This is a genomic window from Paraburkholderia yinzeri (assembly GCF_046581065.1).
Classification (GTDB): Bacteria; Pseudomonadota; Gammaproteobacteria; order Burkholderiales; family Burkholderiaceae; genus Paraburkholderia.
On the sequence record NZ_JBFOCJ010000001.1, the window covers coordinates 319465 to 339183 of the forward strand.

Sequence of the window (19719 nt, forward strand, 5' to 3'; positions counted from 1 at the left end):
GCTTAACGGAACACCACCGTCTTGTGCCCATTGAGCACGATGCGATGCTCCGTATGCCACTTCACCGCGCGAGCGAGCGTGACGCACTCCACGTCGCGGCCGATCGCCGAGAGCTGGTCCGGCGTCATGCTGTGATCCACGCGCTCCACTTCCTGCTCGATGATCGGGCCTTCGTCCAGATGGCTCGTCACGTAGTGCGCCGTCGCGCCAATCAGCTTCACGCCGCGGTCGAACGCCTGGTAATATGGCTTCGCGCCCTTGAAGCTCGGCAGGAACGAGTGATGGATGTTGATCGCGCGGCCTTCCAGTGCGTCGCACAACTGCGGCGAGAGAATCTGCATGTAGCGCGCGAGCACCACGAGGTCGGCGCGCTCGTTCTTCACCACTTCCAGCACGCGCGCTTCCTGCGCGGCCTTGCCTTCGTCCGTGGCGTTCAGCAGCGGGAAATGATGGAACGGAACGTTGTAGCTCGCCGCGAGCTGATAGAAGTCCTTGTGATTCGAGATGATCGCAGGGATCTCGATCGACAGTTGCCCCGTGCGGTAGCGGAACAGCAGATCGTTCAGACAGTGGCCGATCTTCGACACCATGATGACGACGCGCGGCTTCACGCTCGCGTCGTGCAGCTCCCAGCGCATGCCGAACTCCTGCGCGAGCGGCGCGAAGACTTCGCGCAAGCCGTCGAGCCCGGGATCGCCGCCCACCTGCTGGAAGTGGACGCGCATGAAGAACTCGCCCGTGTGGCTGTCGCCGAACTGCGCCGAATCGAGAATGTTGCTGCCGCGCTCGAACAGGAAGCCCGAGACGGCGTGAACGATGCCGGGCCGGTCGGCGCACGACAGTTTCAGAATAAAGCTGTGATCGGTCGACATGACCTTGGTAACTCCCTTCAAATCTTCAGCAGGGCTGATGCCTAAAGAACCGAGCCCTTTCACAGCATCGGCGGTTCGAAGATCGCGGCAATGCCCACGCACGCGTCTTCGTCGATCCAGCGGCGTCGCAGCAGGCAGTCGAGCGTCGCGAGGCTCGCATCCACGGTCATTACGCCTTCCTCGATCCAGCGCGCCGTTTCGTCGATGCGCGCGAGACGGTGCTCGCCCACTTCGCCATCCTGATTGTGCGGAACGAAATCCTCGGGCAGCGCGAGATCGTAGATGAAGATCTGCTCGGCCTGGGTGCCCTCGGGCAAGGACTGCAACACGTGGGCCGTGCGGCCCGGAACGGCGCGCGAGGCGAGCGCCGCCTCGATGCCCGCCTCTTCCCAGCACTCCTTGACGATCGTGGCCTCGATCCCGAAGCCCCAGCCGATGCCGCCCGCCACCACGTTGTCGAGCATGCCGGGGTCGGTGGCCTTGGTGTCGCTGCGGCGCGCGATCCAGAGCTGCGGCGCGCCGGGTGACGACGACCCCGACGACGACCCGGCGTATTCTACGACGCCGTTCAGGTGCACCGCGTACGTCATCGTCCCGAAGAAGCGCGACGCGGCGCGTTCGATGTACGCGAGCGGCGGCGCGTCGAAGGTGTTGCGGATCGCGTAGGTCTCGTCGCGCCAGCCCGGAATGCGGCCTTCGGCGGCCAGCGCGCCGATCACGGCGCCGAGCGCCGCGCTGCGCGCCGTCGGGTTGTCGAATTTCGCGGACAAGGTCACGCGTACACCGTCGACTTCGAAGACGTCGGGCCAGCGGGCCAGCAACCGGGCATCGGGCAGGCGGATCCAGCCGACGCGTTCCGCGCCGATCCAGAACGGCAAATGGGCGCTCGCGTCGAAGCGGCGTGCGGCGCTGATGCAGGGCAAGGTCATGGCGTATCAGTCACGCAGCGCGACACGGATGCCGATGGCGATGAACGTGACGCCCGCGAGGCGGTCGAGCCATACGCCCGCGCGCGGCCGGCGCTTGAGCCAGCCGCCGATGGTGCCGGCGCACAGGCCGAAGACCGAGAACACCACAACGGTCTGCAGCATGAACAGCAGGCCCAGTTCGAGCATCTGCAGCGTCACGGCCTGCGCGCCGTGCGGATCGACGAACTGCGGCAGGAACACGACGAAAAAGAGCGTGACCTTCGGATTCATCATGTTGCCGAGCACGCTCTGGCGGAAAACCGTTGAGAGCGGCTGGCGCGGACGGTCGCCCGCGGCGGCGAGACCCTGGCTGCGCAGCGCCTTGATGCCGATCCAGATCAGGTACGCGGCGCCCGCGAGCTTGAGAATCTGGAACGCCACGGGGGACGAGCGCAGCACGGCGGCAATGCCAAGCGCGGCAAGCGTGGTGTGGAACGTGATGCCCGCGGCAAAGCCGAGCGCGGCGACGAGGCCCGCGGCGCGGCCCTGCGAGATGCCGCGCGCGAGCACCTGGAGGTTGTCCGGGCCGGGCGCGAAGGTAATGGCGATCGAGGTCGCGAGAAACAGGGCGAAATTGGGCATGGGATCAGTTTCCGCGATCAGTGATCAGTGGCCGCCAAAGGACGTCACGGTATAGAGCTGCAGGCCCGCATCGGCGAGCAGCTTCGAGCCGCCCAGGTCCGGCAGGTCGATGATCGCCGCGCCTTCCACGACCGTTGCGCCAAGGCGCTCCAGCAGCAGCTTGCCCGCCAGCATCGTGCCGCCGGTGGCGATCAGGTCGTCCACGATCACCACGCGGTCGCCCTTGCCGCAGGCGTCCTCGTGGATCTCGACGGTCGCCGTGCCGTATTCGAGCGTGTAGGTCTCGGAAACCGTCTTGTACGGCAGCTTGCCGATCTTGCGGATCGGCACGAAGCCCACACCCAGTTCATAGGCGACGATCGGCCCGATGATGAAGCCGCGCGCGTCGAGGCCCGCGATGTAGTCGAGCTTCGCGTCCACATAGCGCTCCACGAAGAGATCGATCAGGACCCGCAGGCCCTTCGCGTCGCCGATGAGCGGCGTGATATCGCGAAACTGCACTCCCGGCTGAGGCCAGTCGGGCACCGTGCGGATCAGGTTCTTCACGAACTGCGCGGTTTCGGCGGGCGCGTTCGCAGGTGCGTTGGACATGATTTCTCCGGGTAGTCTCAGGAATGATCAGGCGTGAAAAACAGGCGATACGGTTTTGGGGCCGGATAACTCCGGCCACCGGCTGCGCTCAGACCGCCGTAGCGCCGGCGCCGGCCCTGCGGTGCCGCGACAGCCGCTCCTCGGCCTCGGCCAGTTGCTCGGGCAGGCCGCGCAGCACGACGATATCGTTCTCGCGCAGCTTCGTCGACGGATCGGGCTCGACGCCGCGAATCCCGTGCCGGCGGATCGCCGTCACCTCGACGCCGATCTCGGCAAGCCCCAGCTCGGCGAGCGTGCGGCCCACGGCGTCGGCGCGCTCGTCGACCGGTACGGATTGTAGCCGCACCTGCTCGTGACCGTCCTCGCCCACATCGTCCGTGCCGTGGAAGTAGCCGCGCAGGAGGCTGTAGCGCTCGTCGCGCAACTCCTCCACGCGGCGCACCACGCGCCGCATCGGCACGCCCATCAGCACCAGCATGTGGGAGGCGAGCATCAGGCTGCCCTCGACGATCTCCGGAATCACCTCGGTCGCGCCGGCGGCCAGCAGGCGTTCGAGATCGGCGTCGTCGACCGTGCGCACGATCACGGGCAGCGTCGGCTCCAGCTCGTGGATGTGATGCAGCACGCGAAACGCCGACGGCGTGTTCGCATAGGTGATCGCCACGGCCGCCGCGCGGTGGATACCCGCGGCGACGAGCGACTCGCGCCGCGCCGCGTCGCCGAACACCACCGACTCGCCCGCCGCAGCCGCGGCCGCCACGCGGTCGGGGTCAAGGTCGAGTGCGACGTACGACAGGCCTTCGTTTTCGAGCATGCGCGCAAGGTTCTGTCCGGCGCGGCCATAACCGCAGACGATGACGTGGCCGCTCTGCTTGAGGCTCTGCGTCGCGATGCGCGTCATCATCAGCGACTGCTGCATCCATTCGGTCGAGGACAGGCGCAGCACGATGCGGTCGGCGTTCTGGATCAGGAACGGCGCGGCGAGCATCGACAGCAGCATCGCGGCGAGGATCGCCTGCAGGAGCGTGGGATCGACGAGATGCTTGTCGAGAATGAGGTTCAGCAGCACGAAGCCGAATTCGCCGGCCTGCGCGAGCCCGAGGCCCGTGCGCATCGCCACGCCCGGCGACGCCCCGAAGAGGCGCGTGAGCGCCGTGATCATGACGGCCTTGAGGACCACCGGGCCGATCAGGAAGGCCAGCACCATCAACGGGTGCTGCCAGATCACGTGCGGATTGAGCAGCATGCCGGTCGTCACGAAGAAGAGCCCGAGCAGCACGTCGCGAAACGGCTTGATGTCCTCTTCCACCTGATGCTTGTACGGCGTTTCGGCGATCAGCATGCCGGCGATGAAGGCGCCGAGCGCGAGCGAGAGGCCGAACTTGTCGGTGATGAACGCGGCGCCGAGCGTGACGAGCAGCACGTTCAGCACGAACAGCTCCTGCGAGCGGCGGCGCGCCACGACGTTGAACCAGCGCGTCATGAACTTCTGCCCGACGATGAGCAGGAGCCCGAGCGCGAACACGATCTTGAGCGCGGCGAGGCCGAGCGACTCCACGAGCGACTTCGAATCGCCGCCGAACGCCGCGATCACGATAAGCAGCGGCACGACGGCCAGATCCTGGAACAGCAGCACGCCGAGAATGTTGCGGCCGTGCTCCGCTTCGATCTCGAGCCGCTCCGCGAGCATCTTGCTGACGATGGCCGTGGACGACATGGCGAGCGCGCCGCCCAGCGCCACGCAGGCCTGCCAGGTGATATGCACCCAGTGTTCGAGCGCGAGCCCGACGAGGAGCGCGACGGCGATGGTTCCGAGCACCTGCGAAAGCCCGAGGCCGAACACCGCGCGGCGCATCGCCCGCAGCTTCGAGAGCGAGAACTCCAGCCCGATCGAGAACATCAGGAACACCACGCCGAATTCGGCGAGATTCTGCGCGCCGTGCGTGTCCGGCACGATGCCGAGCGAGCGCGGCCCGACGAGGATGCCCACGCTCAGATAGCCGAGCATCGGCGGCAGGTTCAGATAACGGAACAGCACGACGCCGACCACCGAGGCGAGCAGCAGGAACAACGTCATTTCCAGCGGGGAGATCATCGTGTGAAGCGTCCTCGTGCGTGGCGTGTACAGCGTGTTCGACCGGCGAAACCGGCGGGTGCATCGGGCCCGCGCCGGGTCGGTCCATGATCGGCGCAAAGCGGGGCGAATGGATAGTGCTGCGAGGGAGCACCGTGAGGTTGGCGCGACGGTCGCGCGAGGCGCCCGGCGGCAGGGCCGCCCGGGGCTTGCCGGCTGGGCGTACCGGCGCGGCGGGCAGACGCCTTTGCTATACTCCGCGAATGATAGCGAAAATCAATGGCGACCGGGCGCTGAAGCTCGCTCGCGACGTGCTCGACATCGAAGCTGACGCCGTGCGCGGGCTTCGCGACCGGCTCGACGACAGCTTCGTCGGCGCGCTCGATCTCATTCTTGGCTGCCGTGGCCGTGTGGTGGTTTCCGGCATCGGCAAATCGGGGCACATTGCCCGCAAGCTGGCCGCCACGCTGGCCTCCACGGGCACCCCCGCCTTCTTCGTCCACCCCGCCGAAGCCAGTCACGGCGACCTCGGCATGGTCACGGCCGAAGACGTATTCGTGGCCCTCTCGAACTCCGGCGAATCGGAAGAGCTGGTCGCGATCCTGCCGCTCGTGAAGCGCATCGGCGCGAAGCTCATCGCCATGACGGGGCGCCCGGGCTCCACGCTCGCGCAACTCTCCGACGTCCATCTGTACGCGGGCGTGGAAAAGGAAGCCTGTTCGCTGAACCTCGCGCCCACCGCCAGCACGACGGCGGCGCTGGCGCTCGGCGACGCGCTCGCGGTCGCGGTGCTCGACGCACGCGGCTTCGGTGCCGACGACTTCGCGCGCTCGCATCCGGGCGGCGCGCTCGGCCGGCGCCTGCTCACCTACGTGCGCGACGTGATGCGCACGGGCGAACAGATGCCGACCGTGCCCGAAAGCGCCACGGTGCGCGACGCCCTGTTCCAGCTCACGGCCATGCGCATGGGCATGACGGCCATCGTCGACGCGGACCAGCGCGTGACGGGCATCTTCACCGACGGCGACCTGCGCCGCGTGCTGGAGCGCGCGGGCGACTTCCGCGATCTGCCGATCACTTCGGTCATGACGCGAGGCCCGCGCACGATCGGCCCCGACCATCTGGCGGTCGAAGCCGTGGAACTCATGGAGCGCCACCGCATCAATCAGTTGCTGGTGGCCGACGCGTCCGGCAAGCTGATCGGCGCGCTCAACATGCACGACCTGTTCTCCAAGAAGGTGATCTGATGGCGGCTCTCTCCGAACTCGACGCGAGTGCGCGCGCGGCGCGCGTGCGTCTGATGATTTTCGACGTCGACGGCGTGCTGACCGACGGCGGCCTCCTGTTCACGGGCGCGGGCGACACCATGAAGGCGTTCAACTCGCTCGACGGCCACGGCGCGAAGCTCCTGCGCGAGGCCGGACTCGACACGGCGATCATCACGGGACGCCGCTCGGAAATCGTGGCGGTGCGCGCGAAGGAACTGCGCATCACGCATCTGTATCAGGGCGTGGAAGACAAGCGCGTCGCGTTCGCGCAGCTGCTGGCCGAAACGGGCATGACGCCCGGACAGTGCGGCTACATGGGCGACGACTGGCCCGATCTCGCCGTGATGCTCCAGTGCGGCTTCGCCGCGGCGCCCGCCAACTCGCACGCCGAGGTGCTCACGCGCGCTCACTATGTCACCACCGCACGCGGCGGCCACGGCGCCGTGCGCGAGGTCACCGATCTGATCCTGCGCGCGCAGAACCGCTACGATGCGATGCTTGCGGCCGCCTGCGCGCCGCATGCCGCGGAGCCCCGATGAACCCGCAGAAGTTCAGTCTCACCTCGCTCGTGCCGGTCGTCTGCGTGGCGGCGCTTGCGCTCTTCACGTGGTGGCTGCTGCAGGCCGTCAAGCCGCACGAGAAGGAAGAGGCGCCGCGCGCGCTCACGCATACGCCCGACTATTTCGCCGACAACTTCTCGGTGTCCGAGCTCGACCAGTCCGGCGCGACGCAGTACCGCCTCACCGCGACGCACATGGTCCATTACGAGGACGACGAGAACAGCGACCTGACGCTGCCGGCCGTGCGGGCGTTCCAGCCCGACAAGCCGATCGTCACCGCTACGGGCCTGCGCGGCACGGTGAACAGCGACGCCTCGATCATCGATTTGTACGACCACGCGCGCATCCTGCGCGCGGCCGGCTACGGCGACCCCGAGATGCAGGCGGATTCCGAACATTTCCACGTGATCGTGAACGACGATGTGATCCTGACCGAAAAGCCGGTTAAACTTCGTCGCGGCCAGTCGGTCATGACGGCCACCAACGGCATGAACTACAACAACGTCACCCGGGTCATCAAGCTCTACGGCAATGTCCGTGGCGCGATCGCTCCGGCTGACTCCGGCGGCTCGTCCTGAACCCCGGGCCGTCCAATCCAGGCGTGACTGCATGAACGTATCGCATCCCCGTCCTCCGTCCGGCGCCCTGCGCGCCGCGCGCGTGCGCCGCGCCCTTCTCGGCGCGCTGGCCGCGCTGACCACGCTGTGCGTGGCGCTGCCGCTCGCGGGCTACGCGCCCGCCGCGCATGCCGAGCGTGCCGACAAGGACAAGCCGCTCAACATCGAAGCGGACAACATGACCTACGACGATCTGAAACAAGAGACCATCTTCACTGGTCACGTGGTCGCCACGAAGGGCACGATTCTGATCAAGGCCGACAAGGTCGTGGTGACCCAGGACCCGCAGGGCTACCAGTACGCCACCGGCACGGTGGCGCCGGACACCCCCGACGCCAACCTCGCCTACTTCCGCCAGAAGCGCGAGGGCATCGACGAATACGTCGACGGCACCGCCGAGCGCATCGACTACGACGGCAAGCAGGACCTGACCACGCTCACGACGCGCGCCACGGTGCGCCGCCTGCAGGGCCTCTCGACCGTGATGGACACGGTTCACGGCAGCGTCGTCACCTACGACGGCCAGAACGACTTCTACACGGCGAAGTCCGGCAAGGACGTCGCGGGTCCCGGCAACCCCACGGGCCGCGTGCGCGCGATGCTCTCGCCGCGCAACGGCGGCGCCCAGCCGCTCACGGGCGCCTCGGTCCCGCTCGCGCCTTCGACTTCGTTGCAGGGAGCGCCGCAGCAATGAACGCCGTAACCGCTCCGCAAAGCCATGGCCGGCAACTGGCCGGCAAAACCAGCTCGCTCGTCGTGCGCAACCTCAAGAAGCGCTACGGCTCGCGCACGGTCGTCAAGGACGTCTCGCTCGACGTGAAAAGCGGCGAGGTGGTCGGACTGCTGGGCCCCAACGGCGCCGGCAAGACCACGTCGTTCTATATGATCGTCGGCCTCGTGCCGCTCGACGCGGGCGAGATCGACCTCGACGGCCAGTCCATCAGCCTCCTGCCGATCCACAAGCGCGCTTCGCTCGGCCTCTCGTACCTGCCGCAGGAAGCGTCGGTGTTCCGTAAGCTCACCGTCGAAGAAAACATTCGCGCGGTGCTCGAGCTGCAGGTCGACATGAACGGCAAGCGGCTGTCGAAAGACATCATCACGGAACGCGCCGAAGCCCTGCTCGACGAGCTGCAGATCGCGCACCTGCGCGAGAATCCGGCCCTGTCGCTCTCCGGCGGCGAGCGGCGGCGCGTGGAAATCGCGCGGGCGCTCGCGACCGACCCGAGCTTCATCCTGCTCGACGAACCGTTCGCGGGCGTCGACCCGATCGCCGTGCTGGAAATCCAGAAGATCGTGAAGTTCCTGAAGCAGCGCAACATCGGCGTGCTGATCACCGACCACAACGTGCGCGAAACGCTCGGCATCTGCGACCACGCGTACATCATCAGCGACGGTACGGTGCTCGCCGCCGGCGCACCCGGCGAGATCATCGAAAACGAGAGCGTGCGCCGCGTCTACCTCGGCGAACACTTCCGCATGTAATCCGCGCGGGGTGGCGCACTGCGCGCCCCCCGCCGTGCGGCTATGCGCCGCGCATTCCCGAATCCTCATCTCCTGTTTCCCGCTCGGCGCGCCCGTGTGCCGCAAGCACGCGCCAACGCGCGGGCAAGTACGCCCGGCTGGCGTACAGGCGGGCGGCGCTGGTGCCATGCTTGATCGCCTGTTTTCAGGTCGCATTGCCGGCTGCTTCGCGGCCCGGGACCGCTGCCTTGCCCGACCGACGATTTGGGGCCGCACCATCGCGGCGCACGCGTATTTTCGTGGATTTTGCGTGGTATCGCGGGCGTGGCAAACTCTTTACAATGAATCGCACACTGCCATGAAAGCCAGCCTCCAACTCCGCCTCTCGCAGCATCTTGCGCTGACCCCGCAACTGCAACAGTCCATCCGGCTGCTGCAGTTGTCGACGCTCGAACTGCAGCAGGAAGTGGCGACGGCGATCTCGCAGAATCCCCTGCTCGAGAACGACGACGACTGGATCGCGAGCCCGCTGCGTGTTGCCGCCGACGGCTCGCTGATCGCGCAGCCGCCCGCGCCGGCGGGCGATGGCGCGCCGGGGCCGTCCACGACCTCGAGTTCCTCGGCAAACGGCAGCGAAGGCGGCGACGGCGAGCCGCGGGGCGTGGACGAATACGACGGTCTTGGCTCCGACGCGAACGGCGACGCGAGCCAATGGAACCTCGACGACTACGGCCGCCCCGGCGGTGCCTCGGACGACGACGATCTTCCCCCGCTGCAAATCCACGAATCCACCACCACGCTGCGCGATCACCTGATGGCGCAGTTGCGCGTGACGCAGGCGAGCCCGCGCGACCGGGCGCTCATCACGTTCCTGATCGAGTCGCTCGACGACGACGGCTATCTGAGCGCAACGTGCGAGGAAATCCTCGCCGACATCCCCGAAGAACTCGAAGTCGACGGGGACGAACTGAACGCCGCCCTCGCGCTCCTGCACAGCTTCGACCCGGCGGGCGTGGGCGCGCGCTCGGCGTCGGAATGCCTCAAGCTCCAGTTGCTACGCATCGAATCGACCCCCACGCGCACGCTCGCGCTGGAGATCGTGTCGAATCATCTGGAACTGCTCGCCGCCCGCGACTTCACGCGGTTGCGCAAACAACTGAAGACGGGCGACGACGAGCTGCGCGAAGCGCATGGGCTGATCCGCTCGCTGGAGCCGTTTCCGGGCGCGGCCTACGGCAAGGCCGAAGCGGACTACGTGGTGCCGGACATCATCGTCAGGAAGATGGGCCAGAACTGGCATGCCGAACTGAACCCGGAAGTCGTGCCGAAGCTGCGTATCAACCATCTTTACGCGAACATCCTGCGCAACAACCGGGGCGACCCGGGTAGCGGCTCGCTGCGTCAGCAACTGCAGGAAGCGCGCTGGCTCATCAAGAACATTCAGCAGCGCTTCGAGACGATCCTGCGCGTCGCACAGGCCATTGTCGAGCGGCAGAAGAACTTTTTTGTGCACGGCGAAATCGCCATGCGCCCCTTGGTTTTGAGGGAGATTGCTGATACGCTGGGCCTACACGAATCAACTGTCTCGCGTGTGACAACCGGTAAATACATGCTGACTCCATTCGGGACACTTGAATTTAAGTACTTCTTCGGATCGCACGTATCAACGGACACGGGAGGCGCGGCGTCATCCACGGCCATCCGCGCACTCATCAAACAATTGATAGGAGCCGAGAACCCTAAATCCCCCCTTTCGGACAGCCGCATAGCCGAACTGCTGGCGGAACAGGGCTTCGTGGTCGCGCGGCGCACCGTTGCGAAATATCGCGAGGCACTCAAGATTCCGGCAGTCAATCTGCGCAAGTCTCTTTAGCCTGTTGCCGGCTCGACCGGCACGGGCACTTTCCGGCCGCGGCGCCATCTGGCGGCGAAGGCCGGCCGAGGTAGTCCGTCGCGCAGGCCTTTTCGGGGAAGCCTCACGCGGTTCCACCAGTCGACCGGCGTCGCCACGCATGATGCGTAAGGCGGTTATTAGCCAGGAGTTGCACTATGAACTTGAAGATCAGTGGACACCATCTCGAAGTAACGCCAGCGTTGCGAGAATACGTGATCACCAAACTGGACAGGGTGCTAAGACATTTCGATCAGGTAATCGATGGCAATGTGGTCCTCTCGGTCGACAACTACAAGGAAAAGGATAAGAGACAGAAGGTTGAAATGAACCTTCATCTGAAGGGCAAGGACATTTTCGTGGAGAGCGCAAACGGCGACATGTACGCCGCCATCGATCTCGTGGTCGACAAGCTCGACCGCCAGGTCGTCCGCCACAAGGATCGGATGCAAGGCCACCAGCACGAGTCGCTGAAGTACCAGCCCGCACCTTCCGCCGAAGTCCCCCCACAGTAATCCCCGCGAACCCGCGCTTGCTCGCGGCGGGTTCGGCCGGATCGATCAAGGTGGCCGATGGGCGACTGACGATCCGGCCCCAAACAGCATGAGCCGCCCCTGCAAGGGCGGCTTTTTCATGCATAGAGGAGAGCGAACAGTAGAACCTGGTGCAACCAGGCATTATCGGTTGCACTGATGCATGGCGCATCGCACCATCCGTCCGTACGCTTGTTCTATAATGGTCCAGTCGTTTTCGGGGCGTGACGTCCCCACGGTCCCGGCACCGGCTTCGCCGCGAGAATCACATGCGTCTTCGGGGCGTGCAGCAAGGCGCCGGATTTCGCGCCAATTGCCGGGGTGAGGAGCATTCAGGCCACGTTTTCGCCTGCCAACATGAATCGTTTAGCCAAAATACTTCCCATCGAGAACGTCGTCGTCGGCCTGTCCGTCACCAGCAAGAAGCGCGTCTTCGAACAAGCTGGACTGATCTTCGAAAACCAGAACGGCATCGCCCGCAGTACGGTTACCGACAATCTGTTCGCGCGCGAGCGCCTCGGCTCCACCGGCCTCGGTGAAGGTGTCGCCATTCCGCATGGCCGCATCAAGGGCTTGAAGCAGCCGCTCGCCGCTTTCGTGCGCCTCGCCGAGCCCATCGCATTCGAAGCGCCCGACGGCCAGCCTGTCTCGCTCCTCATCTTCCTGCTCGTGCCCGAACAGGCCACGCAGCAGCATCTTGAAATCCTGTCCGAGATCGCACAATTGCTGTCGGATCGCGAGACGCGCGAGCGTCTGCATACGGAACAGGACCGCGAAACGTTGCATCGCCTGCTCACCCAGTGGCAACCTTGATGTAACGGGCCACATCGCGCGGTACGGCCTCGCCGGGCGCCTCGCACGGAGCCTGGCCGGCCGCAGCGGCAAGCGAGCGGCGCGCGGCCCGAAACGTCGCGGCCCTAAACCCGAGTCTTCGCGGAGTCACCGACTCATGGATACTTCCAGCATCAACGCCCAAAGCATCTTCGACGACAACGCCACCACGCTGAAGCTCAGCTGGCTGACGGGGCACGAAGGCTGGGAACGCGGCTTTTCGGCCGAGACGGTGGCGACGGCCACGGCAAGCGCGGACCTCGTCGGCCACCTGAACCTGATCCACCCGAACCGCATCCAGGTGCTCGGCGACGCCGAAATCCACTACTACCAGCGCCAGACCGACGAAGCCCGCTCGCGCCACATGGCCGAGCTGATCGCCCTCGAACCGCCGTTCCTCGTCGTAGCGGACGGCATGACCGCGCCGCCCGAACTGGTCCTGCGCTGCACGCGCTCGTCCACGCCGCTCTTCACCACGCCCATGTCGGCAGCGACCGTCATCGACAGCCTGCGCCTTTACATGTCGCGCATCCTCGCGCCGCGCGCGACGCTGCACGGCGTGTTCCTCGACATCCTGGGCATGGGCGTGCTGCTCACGGGCGACTCGGGCCTCGGCAAGAGCGAACTGGGCCTCGAACTCATCAGCCGCGGCCACGGCCTCGTCGCCGACGACGCCGTCGACTTCGTGCGCCTCGGCCCCGATTTCGTCGAAGGCCGCTGCCCGCCGCTCCTGCAAAACCTGCTCGAAGTGCGCGGCCTCGGCCTTCTCGACATCAAGACGATCTTCGGCGAAACCGCGGTGCGCCGGAAGATGAAGCTCAAGCTCATCGTCCAGCTCGTGCGCCGCCCGGACGGCGAATTCCAGCGCCTGCCGCTCGAAAGCCAGACCGTGGACGTGCTGGGCCTGCCCATCAGCAAGGTGACGATCCAGGTGGCGGCCGGCCGCAACCTCGCGGTGCTGGTCGAGGCCGCCGTGCGCAACACGATCCTGCAACTGCGCGGCATCGACACGCTGCGCGACTTCATGGACCGCCAGCGTCTCGCCATGCAGGACCCGGACAGCCAGTTTCCCGGCAAGCTGATCTGACAGTACGAGTACGCGAGTACGCCGAATGCGCGGAAGGTCTGCGCACGCTTTCTGCAGGGGCGTTTGCGCCTCTGCCGGGCGGCGTCCCTTGCCCGGACCGCCATCGCCTGCGGGCGGGTCCGATGCTATGATGGCCTAATCAGGTCCATCGACTTCCCCATGCGTATCATCCTGATCACCGGTATCTCGGGTTCCGGCAAGTCGGTTGCGCTGACCGCGCTCGAAGACGTCGGCTACTTCTGCGTCGACAACCTGCCCCCGCGCCTTCTGCCGCAACTCGCCCAATCTCTCTCCGACGACGGCTACGAACGCCTCGCCGTCGCTATCGACGCGCGTTCGAGTTCGTCGTTCGAAGAAATGCCGGAGATGATGCGCGACCTCGCGCGCCGGCACGACGTGCGCGTGCTGTTCCTCAACGCGAGCACCCAGTCGCTGATCCAGCGGTTCTCCGAAACGCGCCGCCGCCATCCGCTTTCCGGATCGGCCGCACACGACGCGAATGTCGGCATGCTGAAGTCGCTCGAAGAAGCCATCGAGCACGAACGCGAGCTCGTCGCGAATCTCGCCGAGTTCGGACACCAGGTCGATACGAGCAACCTGAACGCCAATGCGCTGCGCGCGTGGGTGAAGGCATTCGTCGAAGGCGAGCGCGGCTCGCTCATGCTCACCTTCGAATCGTTCGGTTTCAAGCGCGGCGTGCCGCTCGACGCGGATCTCGTGTTCGACGTGCGTACGCTGCCCAATCCGCATTACGACCAGCGCCTGCGCCCGCTCACGGGACTCGACCAACCCGTGATCGACTTCCTGCGCGCACAGCCGGCCGTTCACGAAATGATCGACGACATCTACACGTTCGTCGCGAAGTGGCTGCCGCATTTCCGCGCGGACAACCGCAGCTATCTGACCGTCGCGATCGGCTGCACGGGCGGCCAGCATCGCTCGGTCTACATCGCCCAGACCCTGGCCACGCGCTTTGCGGGCGAATCGAACGTCATCGTGCGTCACCGCGACGCCCCACTCGATGTTGGGGAGTCGTCCCGGCTGATAGCCTAACTGGCCCGCATGCGGGCCTTGACCGAAAGCGCTCCGCCATGTCCTCGTCTCCTGCCGTGCTCGCCGATTTGCCGCTCTTTCCGCTGCATACGGTGCTCTTCCCCGGCGGCCTGCTGCCGCTGAAGATCTTCGAAGCGCGTTATCTGGACATGGTCAGCAAGTGTCTGCGAGAGCACACGCCGTTCGGCGTGTGCCTGCTCAAGAGCGGCGGCGAGGTAGCGCAGCACGACGAACCTTCGGTGCCCGAAGATATCGGCTGTCTCGCCGAGATCGAGCAATGCGACGCGGAAGGCTTCGGCATGCTGCTGATCCGCGCGCGCGGCACGCGGCGCTTCCGGCTGCTCTCGCATCGTGGAGAAGCCGACGGCCTCCTCGTCGGCATGGCCGAACCGCTGCCCGCGGACATCCCGCTCGAAGGCACGGAACGGCTCGCGCGCTGCGGCGCCTGCGCGGAAGTGCTGGAACGCATCATCGCGACGATCCGCGAACGCGATGCGGCCAGCGTGCCTTTCGCGGAACCGTTCCGCTTCGACGATCCTTCGTGGGTCTCCAACCGCCTCGCCGAAGTGCTGCCGATCGCCATGCGCGCGCGACAGAAACTGATGGAACTGCCCGATGCCGGCGCGCGCATCGACATCGTGCATCACTACATGCAGCAGCATCAGTTGCTCTGATACGCGCATCGCAGCAAACCATCGGCGCGGGCGTCAGATCAGCGAACCGCGCAACCCGTCGAGCAGTTTGCGCACCGGCGCGGGCACACCGAACGCGTCGATCTCGCGCAGCGCGACCCATGCAGTCTGCCCATCGTTGAGCTCCAGTGCCGACGTCGGCCTCATCTCGCGCGCGAGTTCGACCACGCGCGGCTCGATGTCGAGCTTGAAGTGCGTGAACGTATGCGAGAACGGCGCGAGCGGCGAAGCCTGGCCCGCTCCGCCGAACGATTGCGCACGCTCGGCGAGCGCCGCTTCGTCGGCGGCTTCAGGCAGGCTCCAGAGACCGCCCCAGATGCCGGTCGGCGGGCGCTTTTCGAGCATCACCGTGTCGCCGTCCAGCAGCACGAGCATCCACGTGCGGCGCGTCGGCACAGTCTTCTTCGGGCGCGCCGCGGGCAGTTCGCGCTGACGCCCGGTCGTATTCGCCACGCAGTCTTCCGCGAACGGGCAGCGTGCGCAGTCGGGCTTGCCGCGCCCGCACAGCGTCGCGCCGAGATCCATGAGCCCCTGCGTGTACGCGCTCACGTCCGCGTCGCTCGCGTCGGCGCCAGGCACGATCGATTCGGCGAGCGTCCACATCGCGTTCTCCACGCGCTTCTCGCCCGGAAATCCCTCCACCCCGTACACGCGTGCGAGCACGCGCTTCACGTTGCCGTCGAGTATCGTCGCGCGCGCGCCGAACGCGAACGACGCAATGGCCGCCGCCGTCGAACGGCCGATGCCGGGCAGTTCGGCGAGGCCCTCGACCGTCGGGGGAAACCGGCCGCCGTGCTCCTGCGCGACGGCCTGCGCGCAGCGATGCAGATTGCGCGCACGCGTGTAGTAGCCGAGCCCGGCCCACAGCGCCATCACGTCATCGAGCGGCGCGGCGGCGAGCGCCTCGACCGTGGGAAAGCGTTCGAGAAAGCGCGCGTAGTACGGAATCACGGTGCTGACCTGGGTCTGCTGCAGCATGATTTCCGAGAGCCAGATGCGATAGGCGTCGCGCGTGTTCTGCCACGGCAGATCATGGCGGCCGTGCTCGCGCTGCCACGCGATCAGGCGCGGCGCGAAGCTCTCGATCAGTTCGGGCGGATAGACGCCGGCAGGCAGCGCGGTGGACGTGGACGAAGAACGATACATGGCGAAACCGGAAGCTCAGCGCTGGCAGCGCGGACAGAAAAAAGTGGATCGCTGGCCCTGCACGATCTGCCGGATCGGCGTGCCGCACACGCGGCATGGCTGGCCCTTGCGGTCATAGACGAAATATTCGAGCTGGAAATAGCCGCTCTCGCCGTTGCTGCCGACGAAATCGCGCAGCGTGCTGCCGCCCTTCTCGATGGCCGAGGCGAGCACGGCGCGCACGGCGTCCGCAAGCAATTCGTAACGCGCGAGCGAGACGCGGCCCGCGGGCGTGGTTGGCCGGATGCCCGCGCGAAAGAGACTCTCCGACGCGTAAATATTGCCAACCCCGACGACGATATCGCCGGCCAGCAACGCCTGCTTGACGGAAACCTTGCGGCCGCGCGTCTCGCGGTAGAGCAGCGCGCCGTCGAAGGCCGGCATGAACGGCTCGATGCCGAGTCCCGCGAGGAGCGGATGGCCAAGCACGTCGCCCGCCTCGCGCGGATGCCAGAGCACGGCGCCGAAACGGCGCGGATCGCGAAAGCGCAGCGTAAAGTCGTCGAAGAGCCAGTCGACGTGATCGTGCTTTTCGGCGACGGGCGGCTTCGGCAGGTTACGTAGCACGCGCAACGTCCCGGTCATCCCGAGATGGACGATGAACCAGCCATCCTCGACCTCGAACAGCAGATACTTGCCGCGCCGCCCCACGGAGCGGATCGTCTGGCCGCGCAGCGCGCGCGCGAGCGCGGCCGGCACGGGCCAGCGCAGCGCGGGGTTGCGCACCTCCACGCGCTCGACGCGGCGGCCCGCAACCCACGGCTCGATACCTCGGCGAGTGACTTCAACTTCGGGGAGTTCTGGCATGTCTAACGGGTATGTTGAACGTCGAGCCGGGTGGCAAAGCGGGGTTGGTCTGCAACTTGCATAATCGGTGTGTGTGCGTTGTGCGCGTATTGTAGCCAGCGCGTTACAATCGACCGAAACATTCGACGGAATTCCATGGAACTGTCTTTCGTAAAGCTGTTTGCGAAGCGCTCGTCCGCCGTGGCGGCGCGCCTGCCCGTCGCCATCGGTGCCCGCCGCCTCATCGGCGTGGCGGTGCTCGCGGCCTGGGCGTTGACCGCACCAGGCGCCTGGGCGCAGGATCAGGCCCCCGACACGGACGACACTTCCGTCTCGATGCCGGACATGTTGGGAGAAGTGAGCGCCAACGAAAAGAAGGATCTGCCCGACGTCCCGCTGACGAGCCAGATCGTCTTCCAGGTGCTCGCCGCGGAAATTGCGCTTCAGCGCGACGAGCCGGCGCCCGCATACCAGACTTACCTCGCGCTTGCGCGCGACACGCACGATCCGCGCTTTGCGCAGCGCGCGACGGAAGTCGCGCTCGCGGCGCAAAGCCCGTCCGACGCGCTGAACGCGGCCCAGCTCTGGCAACAGTACGCCCCCGATTCGGAGCGTGCCGCGCAACTGGACGCTTCGCTGCTCGTGCTCTCCGGCCGCCCCGAAGACGCCGAGCCGCTGCTCGCGCGCGAACTTGCGGCCGTGCCGGCGGACAACCGCGGAGCCGCGGTGGTGTCGCTGCAGTTGCTGCTCTCGCGCGGCCCGAACCGCGCCGGCGGCCTGACCGTGCTGAAGGATCTGCTCAAGAACGACATGGACCGGCCCGAGGCACAGCTCGCGATCGGCCGTCAACAACTGCTCGCCGACGACGTGGCCGGCGCGCGCAAGTCGTTCGAGCAGGCGCTCACGATCAAGCCCGATTACCTGCCCGCCGCGCTGATGCTGGCGCAAATGGGCCCGGAAGAGCGCAGCGAAGGCATCGCCGCGATCGAGAAGTACGTGCAGCAGAACCCGAAGTCGCATGAGGGACATCTCGCGCTCGCGCAGACTTACCTTGCGGCCGACCGGCTCGACGACGCCCAGAAGCAGTTCGAGATCCTGCGCAAGGACAACCCGAACGACCTGATGCCGTATATGGCCCTCGCGCTCATCGCCGTGCAGCAGAAGCACTACGACGTCGCGCAAAAGAATCTGACGCAGTACACGCAGCTCGCGGAAAAAACGCCGGGCGCGGACCCGGGCCAGGGCTACATCTACCTCGCACAGCTCGCGATCGAACAGAAGGACGACGACACGGCGCAGAAATGGCTCGACAAGATCGACCCGAACAGCCAGCAGTACGTCCCGGCGCAGATCACGCGCGCGCAGATCTACGAAAAGGAAGGCAAGGTCGACGACGCGCGCCGCCAGCTCGCGAGCATCCAGACCGACGATCCGCGCGATCAGGCGCTGATCGCGCGCACGGACGCCGCGATCCTGTTCGACGCGAAGCGCTATCCGGAAGCGGAAGCCCGCCTCGCGAAGGCCGTCACGGATTTCCCCGACGACCCCGATCTCACCTATGACTACGCGATGTCCGCCGAGAAGAACGGCCATTACGACGTCATGGAAACCCAGTTGCGCAAGCTGATCAAGACGCAGCCCGACAATCCGCAAGCGTACAACGCGCTCGGCTATTCCCTCGCAGACCGCAACCTGCGCCTGCAGGAAGCGGACAAGCTGGTCGAGAAAGCGTCGGCGCTCGCGCCGAACGACGCGTACATCCTGGACAGCGTGGGCTGGGTGAAGTACCGCCTTGGCGACAACGCCGAAGCTATCAAGCTCCTGCGCAAGGCCTACGATATGCAGCCGAACGCCGAGATCGGCGCGCACCTGGGCGAGGTGCTGTGGGAGAACGGCGACCAGAGCGGCGCACGCGAGGCCTGGCGCGAGGCCCTCAAGCTCGAACCCGATAACGACACGCTCCTGAAGACGCTCAAGCGCTTCCAGGTGCAGACGAACGATCTCTGATGGCAGATAACCGATCGACCTTCCGCCCCGCCGCGCCGGTCCTGTTCAGCGCCCGCTTCCTGCGGCGCCCGGTGCTCGGTGTGGCGGCGGCCGCCCTGCTTGCGCTCGCGGGCTGCGCAACGCCGCCGCATCAGCCCTCGACCTCGAACGCGACCACCTCGCTCACCACGCAGACGACCCGCGCCTACCACGGCCGCTTCGCGGCGCAATACGTCGACCAGAATGGTCAGCAGCGCAATGCGTACGGCAATTTCGACTGGCGCGAAACCGACTCGACCGTGACGCTGCAACTGCTCAATCCGATCGGACAGACGCTTGCGATCATCACATCGTCGCCGGCGCAAGCGATGCTCGAACTGCCGAACCGTGACCCCATCATCGCCGACAACGTCGGGACGCTGATGCAGCAGGCGCTTGGCTTCGCGCTGCCGGTCGAAGGCCTGCGCTATTGGCTGCAGCCCACGGTCGCGCCCACCTCGCGCGCGCATACGACAGCCGATCCGCAAGATCCATCGCACCTCGCCCAGATCGAACAGGACGGGTGGACGATAAACTATCTCGCCTATGCCGACGCACCCGCCACCGGCGTCAAGCGCGTGAACCTCACGCGCGAAGACCCGCCGCTGGAAATCAAGCTCGTGCTCGACCAATAAACTGGCCG

General features: G+C 66.3%; 20 protein-coding genes. 13 read left to right on the forward strand and 7 right to left on the reverse strand.

The window, feature by feature from the left end; genetic code table 11:
* Positions 1-2: 2 nt before the first annotated feature.
* From purU to WJ542_RS01430, 5 genes are all read right to left on the reverse strand, one after another.
* Entirely contained in the window at positions 3-872 is an 870-nt protein-coding gene (gene purU, locus WJ542_RS01410) for a formyltetrahydrofolate deformylase (RefSeq protein WP_411187184.1), read from the reverse strand.
* Positions 873-931: 59 nt separating this feature from the next.
* A complete protein-coding gene (locus tag WJ542_RS01415) occupies positions 932-1801 on the reverse strand; it encodes an NUDIX hydrolase (protein ID WP_411187186.1) in 870 nt (289 codons plus the stop codon).
* A gap of 6 nt (positions 1802-1807) precedes the next feature.
* On the reverse strand, positions 1808-2422 hold the full coding sequence (locus tag WJ542_RS01420) for a LysE family translocator (RefSeq protein ID WP_411187188.1): 615 nt from the start codon (positions 2420-2422) through the stop codon (positions 1808-1810).
* Between the two features lie 24 nt (positions 2423-2446).
* Positions 2447-3013 carry an adenine phosphoribosyltransferase gene (locus WJ542_RS01425; RefSeq protein ID WP_411187190.1) on the reverse strand — a complete coding sequence of 189 codons (567 nt, stop codon included), beginning with the start codon at positions 3011-3013 and terminating at the stop codon, positions 2447-2449.
* Positions 3014-3101: 88 nt separating this feature from the next.
* Entirely contained in the window at positions 3102-5108 is a 2007-nt protein-coding gene (locus WJ542_RS01430; RefSeq protein ID WP_411187192.1) for a monovalent cation:proton antiporter family protein, read from the reverse strand.
* Between the two features lie 242 nt (positions 5109-5350).
* On the opposite strand from WJ542_RS01430, the gene kdsD reads away from it, so the two are divergent.
* The 11 genes from kdsD to WJ542_RS01485 all read left to right on the forward strand — a co-directional run bounded on the left by kdsD (position 5351) and on the right by WJ542_RS01485 (position 15062).
* Entirely contained in the window at positions 5351-6334 is a 984-nt protein-coding gene (gene kdsD, locus WJ542_RS01435) for an arabinose 5-phosphate isomerase KdsD (protein WP_411187194.1), read from the forward strand.
* Positions 6334-6894, forward strand: a complete 561-nt coding sequence (locus WJ542_RS01440; protein ID WP_411187196.1) for a KdsC family phosphatase — start codon at positions 6334-6336, stop codon at positions 6892-6894. Before kdsD ends, WJ542_RS01440 begins: the two co-directional genes overlap by 1 nt.
* Entirely contained in the window at positions 6891-7493 is a 603-nt protein-coding gene (gene lptC / locus WJ542_RS01445; protein ID WP_411187198.1) for an LPS export ABC transporter periplasmic protein LptC, read from the forward strand. The genes WJ542_RS01440 and lptC overlap by 4 nt, the downstream gene beginning before the upstream one ends.
* Before the next feature lie 31 nt (positions 7494-7524).
* Positions 7525-8226, forward strand: a complete 702-nt coding sequence (gene lptA / locus WJ542_RS01450; protein ID WP_411187200.1) for a lipopolysaccharide transport periplasmic protein LptA — start codon at positions 7525-7527, stop codon at positions 8224-8226.
* Complete coding sequence (gene lptB, locus WJ542_RS01455; protein ID WP_411187202.1) at positions 8223-9014, forward strand: LPS export ABC transporter ATP-binding protein; 792 nt, start codon at positions 8223-8225, stop codon at positions 9012-9014. The genes lptA and lptB overlap by 4 nt, the downstream gene beginning before the upstream one ends.
* Before the next feature lie 337 nt (positions 9015-9351).
* On the forward strand, positions 9352-10866 hold the full coding sequence (locus WJ542_RS01460) for an RNA polymerase factor sigma-54 (RefSeq protein WP_411187204.1): 1515 nt from the start codon (positions 9352-9354) through the stop codon (positions 10864-10866).
* Between the two features lie 176 nt (positions 10867-11042).
* Entirely contained in the window at positions 11043-11399 is a 357-nt protein-coding gene (gene hpf, locus WJ542_RS01465) for a ribosome hibernation-promoting factor, HPF/YfiA family (protein WP_411187206.1), read from the forward strand.
* Positions 11400-11774: 375 nt separating this feature from the next.
* A complete protein-coding gene (ptsN, locus tag WJ542_RS01470; RefSeq protein ID WP_027795919.1) occupies positions 11775-12230 on the forward strand; it encodes a PTS IIA-like nitrogen regulatory protein PtsN in 456 nt (151 codons plus the stop codon).
* 136 nt (positions 12231-12366) lie between these two features.
* Positions 12367-13335 (forward strand): HPr(Ser) kinase/phosphatase, encoded by a 969-nt coding sequence (gene hprK / locus WJ542_RS01475; protein ID WP_411187208.1) that lies wholly within the window; start codon positions 12367-12369, stop codon positions 13333-13335.
* A gap of 159 nt (positions 13336-13494) precedes the next feature.
* A complete protein-coding gene (rapZ, locus tag WJ542_RS01480) occupies positions 13495-14388 on the forward strand; it encodes an RNase adapter RapZ (protein WP_411187209.1) in 894 nt (297 codons plus the stop codon).
* A gap of 38 nt (positions 14389-14426) precedes the next feature.
* Entirely contained in the window at positions 14427-15062 is a 636-nt protein-coding gene (locus WJ542_RS01485) for an LON peptidase substrate-binding domain-containing protein (RefSeq protein WP_411187211.1), read from the forward strand.
* Positions 15063-15095: 33 nt separating this feature from the next.
* Here WJ542_RS01485 and mutY read toward each other — a convergent pair whose 3' ends face one another.
* Both mutY and mutM read right to left on the reverse strand, forming a co-directional pair.
* Positions 15096-16226: an A/G-specific adenine glycosylase gene (mutY, locus tag WJ542_RS01490; RefSeq protein WP_411187213.1), complete on the reverse strand. Its 1131-nt coding sequence runs from the start codon at positions 16224-16226 to the stop codon at positions 15096-15098.
* A 15-nt stretch (positions 16227-16241) separates the two neighbouring features.
* Complete coding sequence (gene mutM, locus WJ542_RS01495) at positions 16242-17072, reverse strand: bifunctional DNA-formamidopyrimidine glycosylase/DNA-(apurinic or apyrimidinic site) lyase (RefSeq protein ID WP_411187215.1); 831 nt, start codon at positions 17070-17072, stop codon at positions 16242-16244.
* A 135-nt stretch (positions 17073-17207) separates the two neighbouring features.
* Between mutM and WJ542_RS01500 the strand changes: the two genes are divergently transcribed.
* Positions 17208-19058 carry a tetratricopeptide repeat protein gene (locus tag WJ542_RS01500; protein ID WP_411187217.1) on the forward strand — a complete coding sequence of 617 codons (1851 nt, stop codon included), beginning with the start codon at positions 17208-17210 and terminating at the stop codon, positions 19056-19058.
* On the forward strand, positions 19058-19711 hold the full coding sequence (gene lolB / locus WJ542_RS01505) for a lipoprotein insertase outer membrane protein LolB (protein WP_411187219.1): 654 nt from the start codon (positions 19058-19060) through the stop codon (positions 19709-19711). The genes WJ542_RS01500 and lolB overlap by 1 nt, the downstream gene beginning before the upstream one ends.
* Positions 19712-19719: the final 8 nt, after the last annotated feature.

What these genes read in the sequence shown, in the direction of transcription:
- purU (WP_411187184.1), bottom strand. Translation starts at nt 872, where the DNA reads ATGTCGACCGATCACAGCTTTATTCTGAAACTGTCGTGCGCCGACCGG.
- WJ542_RS01415 (WP_411187186.1), bottom strand. Translation starts at nt 1,801, where the DNA reads ATGACCTTGCCCTGCATCAGCGCCGCACGCCGCTTCGACGCGAGCGCC.
- WJ542_RS01420 (WP_411187188.1), bottom strand. Translation starts at nt 2,422, where the DNA reads ATGCCCAATTTCGCCCTGTTTCTCGCGACCTCGATCGCCATTACCTTC.
- WJ542_RS01425 (WP_411187190.1), bottom strand. Translation starts at nt 3,013, where the DNA reads ATGTCCAACGCACCTGCGAACGCGCCCGCCGAAACCGCGCAGTTCGTG.
- WJ542_RS01430 (WP_411187192.1), bottom strand. Translation starts at nt 5,108, where the DNA reads ATGATCTCCCCGCTGGAAATGACGTTGTTCCTGCTGCTCGCCTCGGTG.
- kdsD (WP_411187194.1), top strand. Translation starts at nt 5,351, where the DNA reads ATGATAGCGAAAATCAATGGCGACCGGGCGCTGAAGCTCGCTCGCGAC.
- WJ542_RS01440 (WP_411187196.1), top strand. Translation starts at nt 6,334, where the DNA reads ATGGCGGCTCTCTCCGAACTCGACGCGAGTGCGCGCGCGGCGCGCGTG.
- lptC (WP_411187198.1), top strand. Translation starts at nt 6,891, where the DNA reads ATGAACCCGCAGAAGTTCAGTCTCACCTCGCTCGTGCCGGTCGTCTGC.
- lptA (WP_411187200.1), top strand. Translation starts at nt 7,525, where the DNA reads ATGAACGTATCGCATCCCCGTCCTCCGTCCGGCGCCCTGCGCGCCGCG.
- lptB (WP_411187202.1), top strand. Translation starts at nt 8,223, where the DNA reads ATGAACGCCGTAACCGCTCCGCAAAGCCATGGCCGGCAACTGGCCGGC.
- WJ542_RS01460 (WP_411187204.1), top strand. Translation starts at nt 9,352, where the DNA reads ATGAAAGCCAGCCTCCAACTCCGCCTCTCGCAGCATCTTGCGCTGACC.
- hpf (WP_411187206.1), top strand. Translation starts at nt 11,043, where the DNA reads ATGAACTTGAAGATCAGTGGACACCATCTCGAAGTAACGCCAGCGTTG.
- ptsN (WP_027795919.1), top strand. Translation starts at nt 11,775, where the DNA reads ATGAATCGTTTAGCCAAAATACTTCCCATCGAGAACGTCGTCGTCGGC.
- hprK (WP_411187208.1), top strand. Translation starts at nt 12,367, where the DNA reads ATGGATACTTCCAGCATCAACGCCCAAAGCATCTTCGACGACAACGCC.
- rapZ (WP_411187209.1), top strand. Translation starts at nt 13,495, where the DNA reads ATGCGTATCATCCTGATCACCGGTATCTCGGGTTCCGGCAAGTCGGTT.
- WJ542_RS01485 (WP_411187211.1), top strand. Translation starts at nt 14,427, where the DNA reads ATGTCCTCGTCTCCTGCCGTGCTCGCCGATTTGCCGCTCTTTCCGCTG.
- mutY (WP_411187213.1), bottom strand. Translation starts at nt 16,226, where the DNA reads ATGTATCGTTCTTCGTCCACGTCCACCGCGCTGCCTGCCGGCGTCTAT.
- mutM (WP_411187215.1), bottom strand. Translation starts at nt 17,072, where the DNA reads ATGCCAGAACTCCCCGAAGTTGAAGTCACTCGCCGAGGTATCGAGCCG.
- WJ542_RS01500 (WP_411187217.1), top strand. Translation starts at nt 17,208, where the DNA reads ATGGAACTGTCTTTCGTAAAGCTGTTTGCGAAGCGCTCGTCCGCCGTG.
- lolB (WP_411187219.1), top strand. Translation starts at nt 19,058, where the DNA reads ATGGCAGATAACCGATCGACCTTCCGCCCCGCCGCGCCGGTCCTGTTC.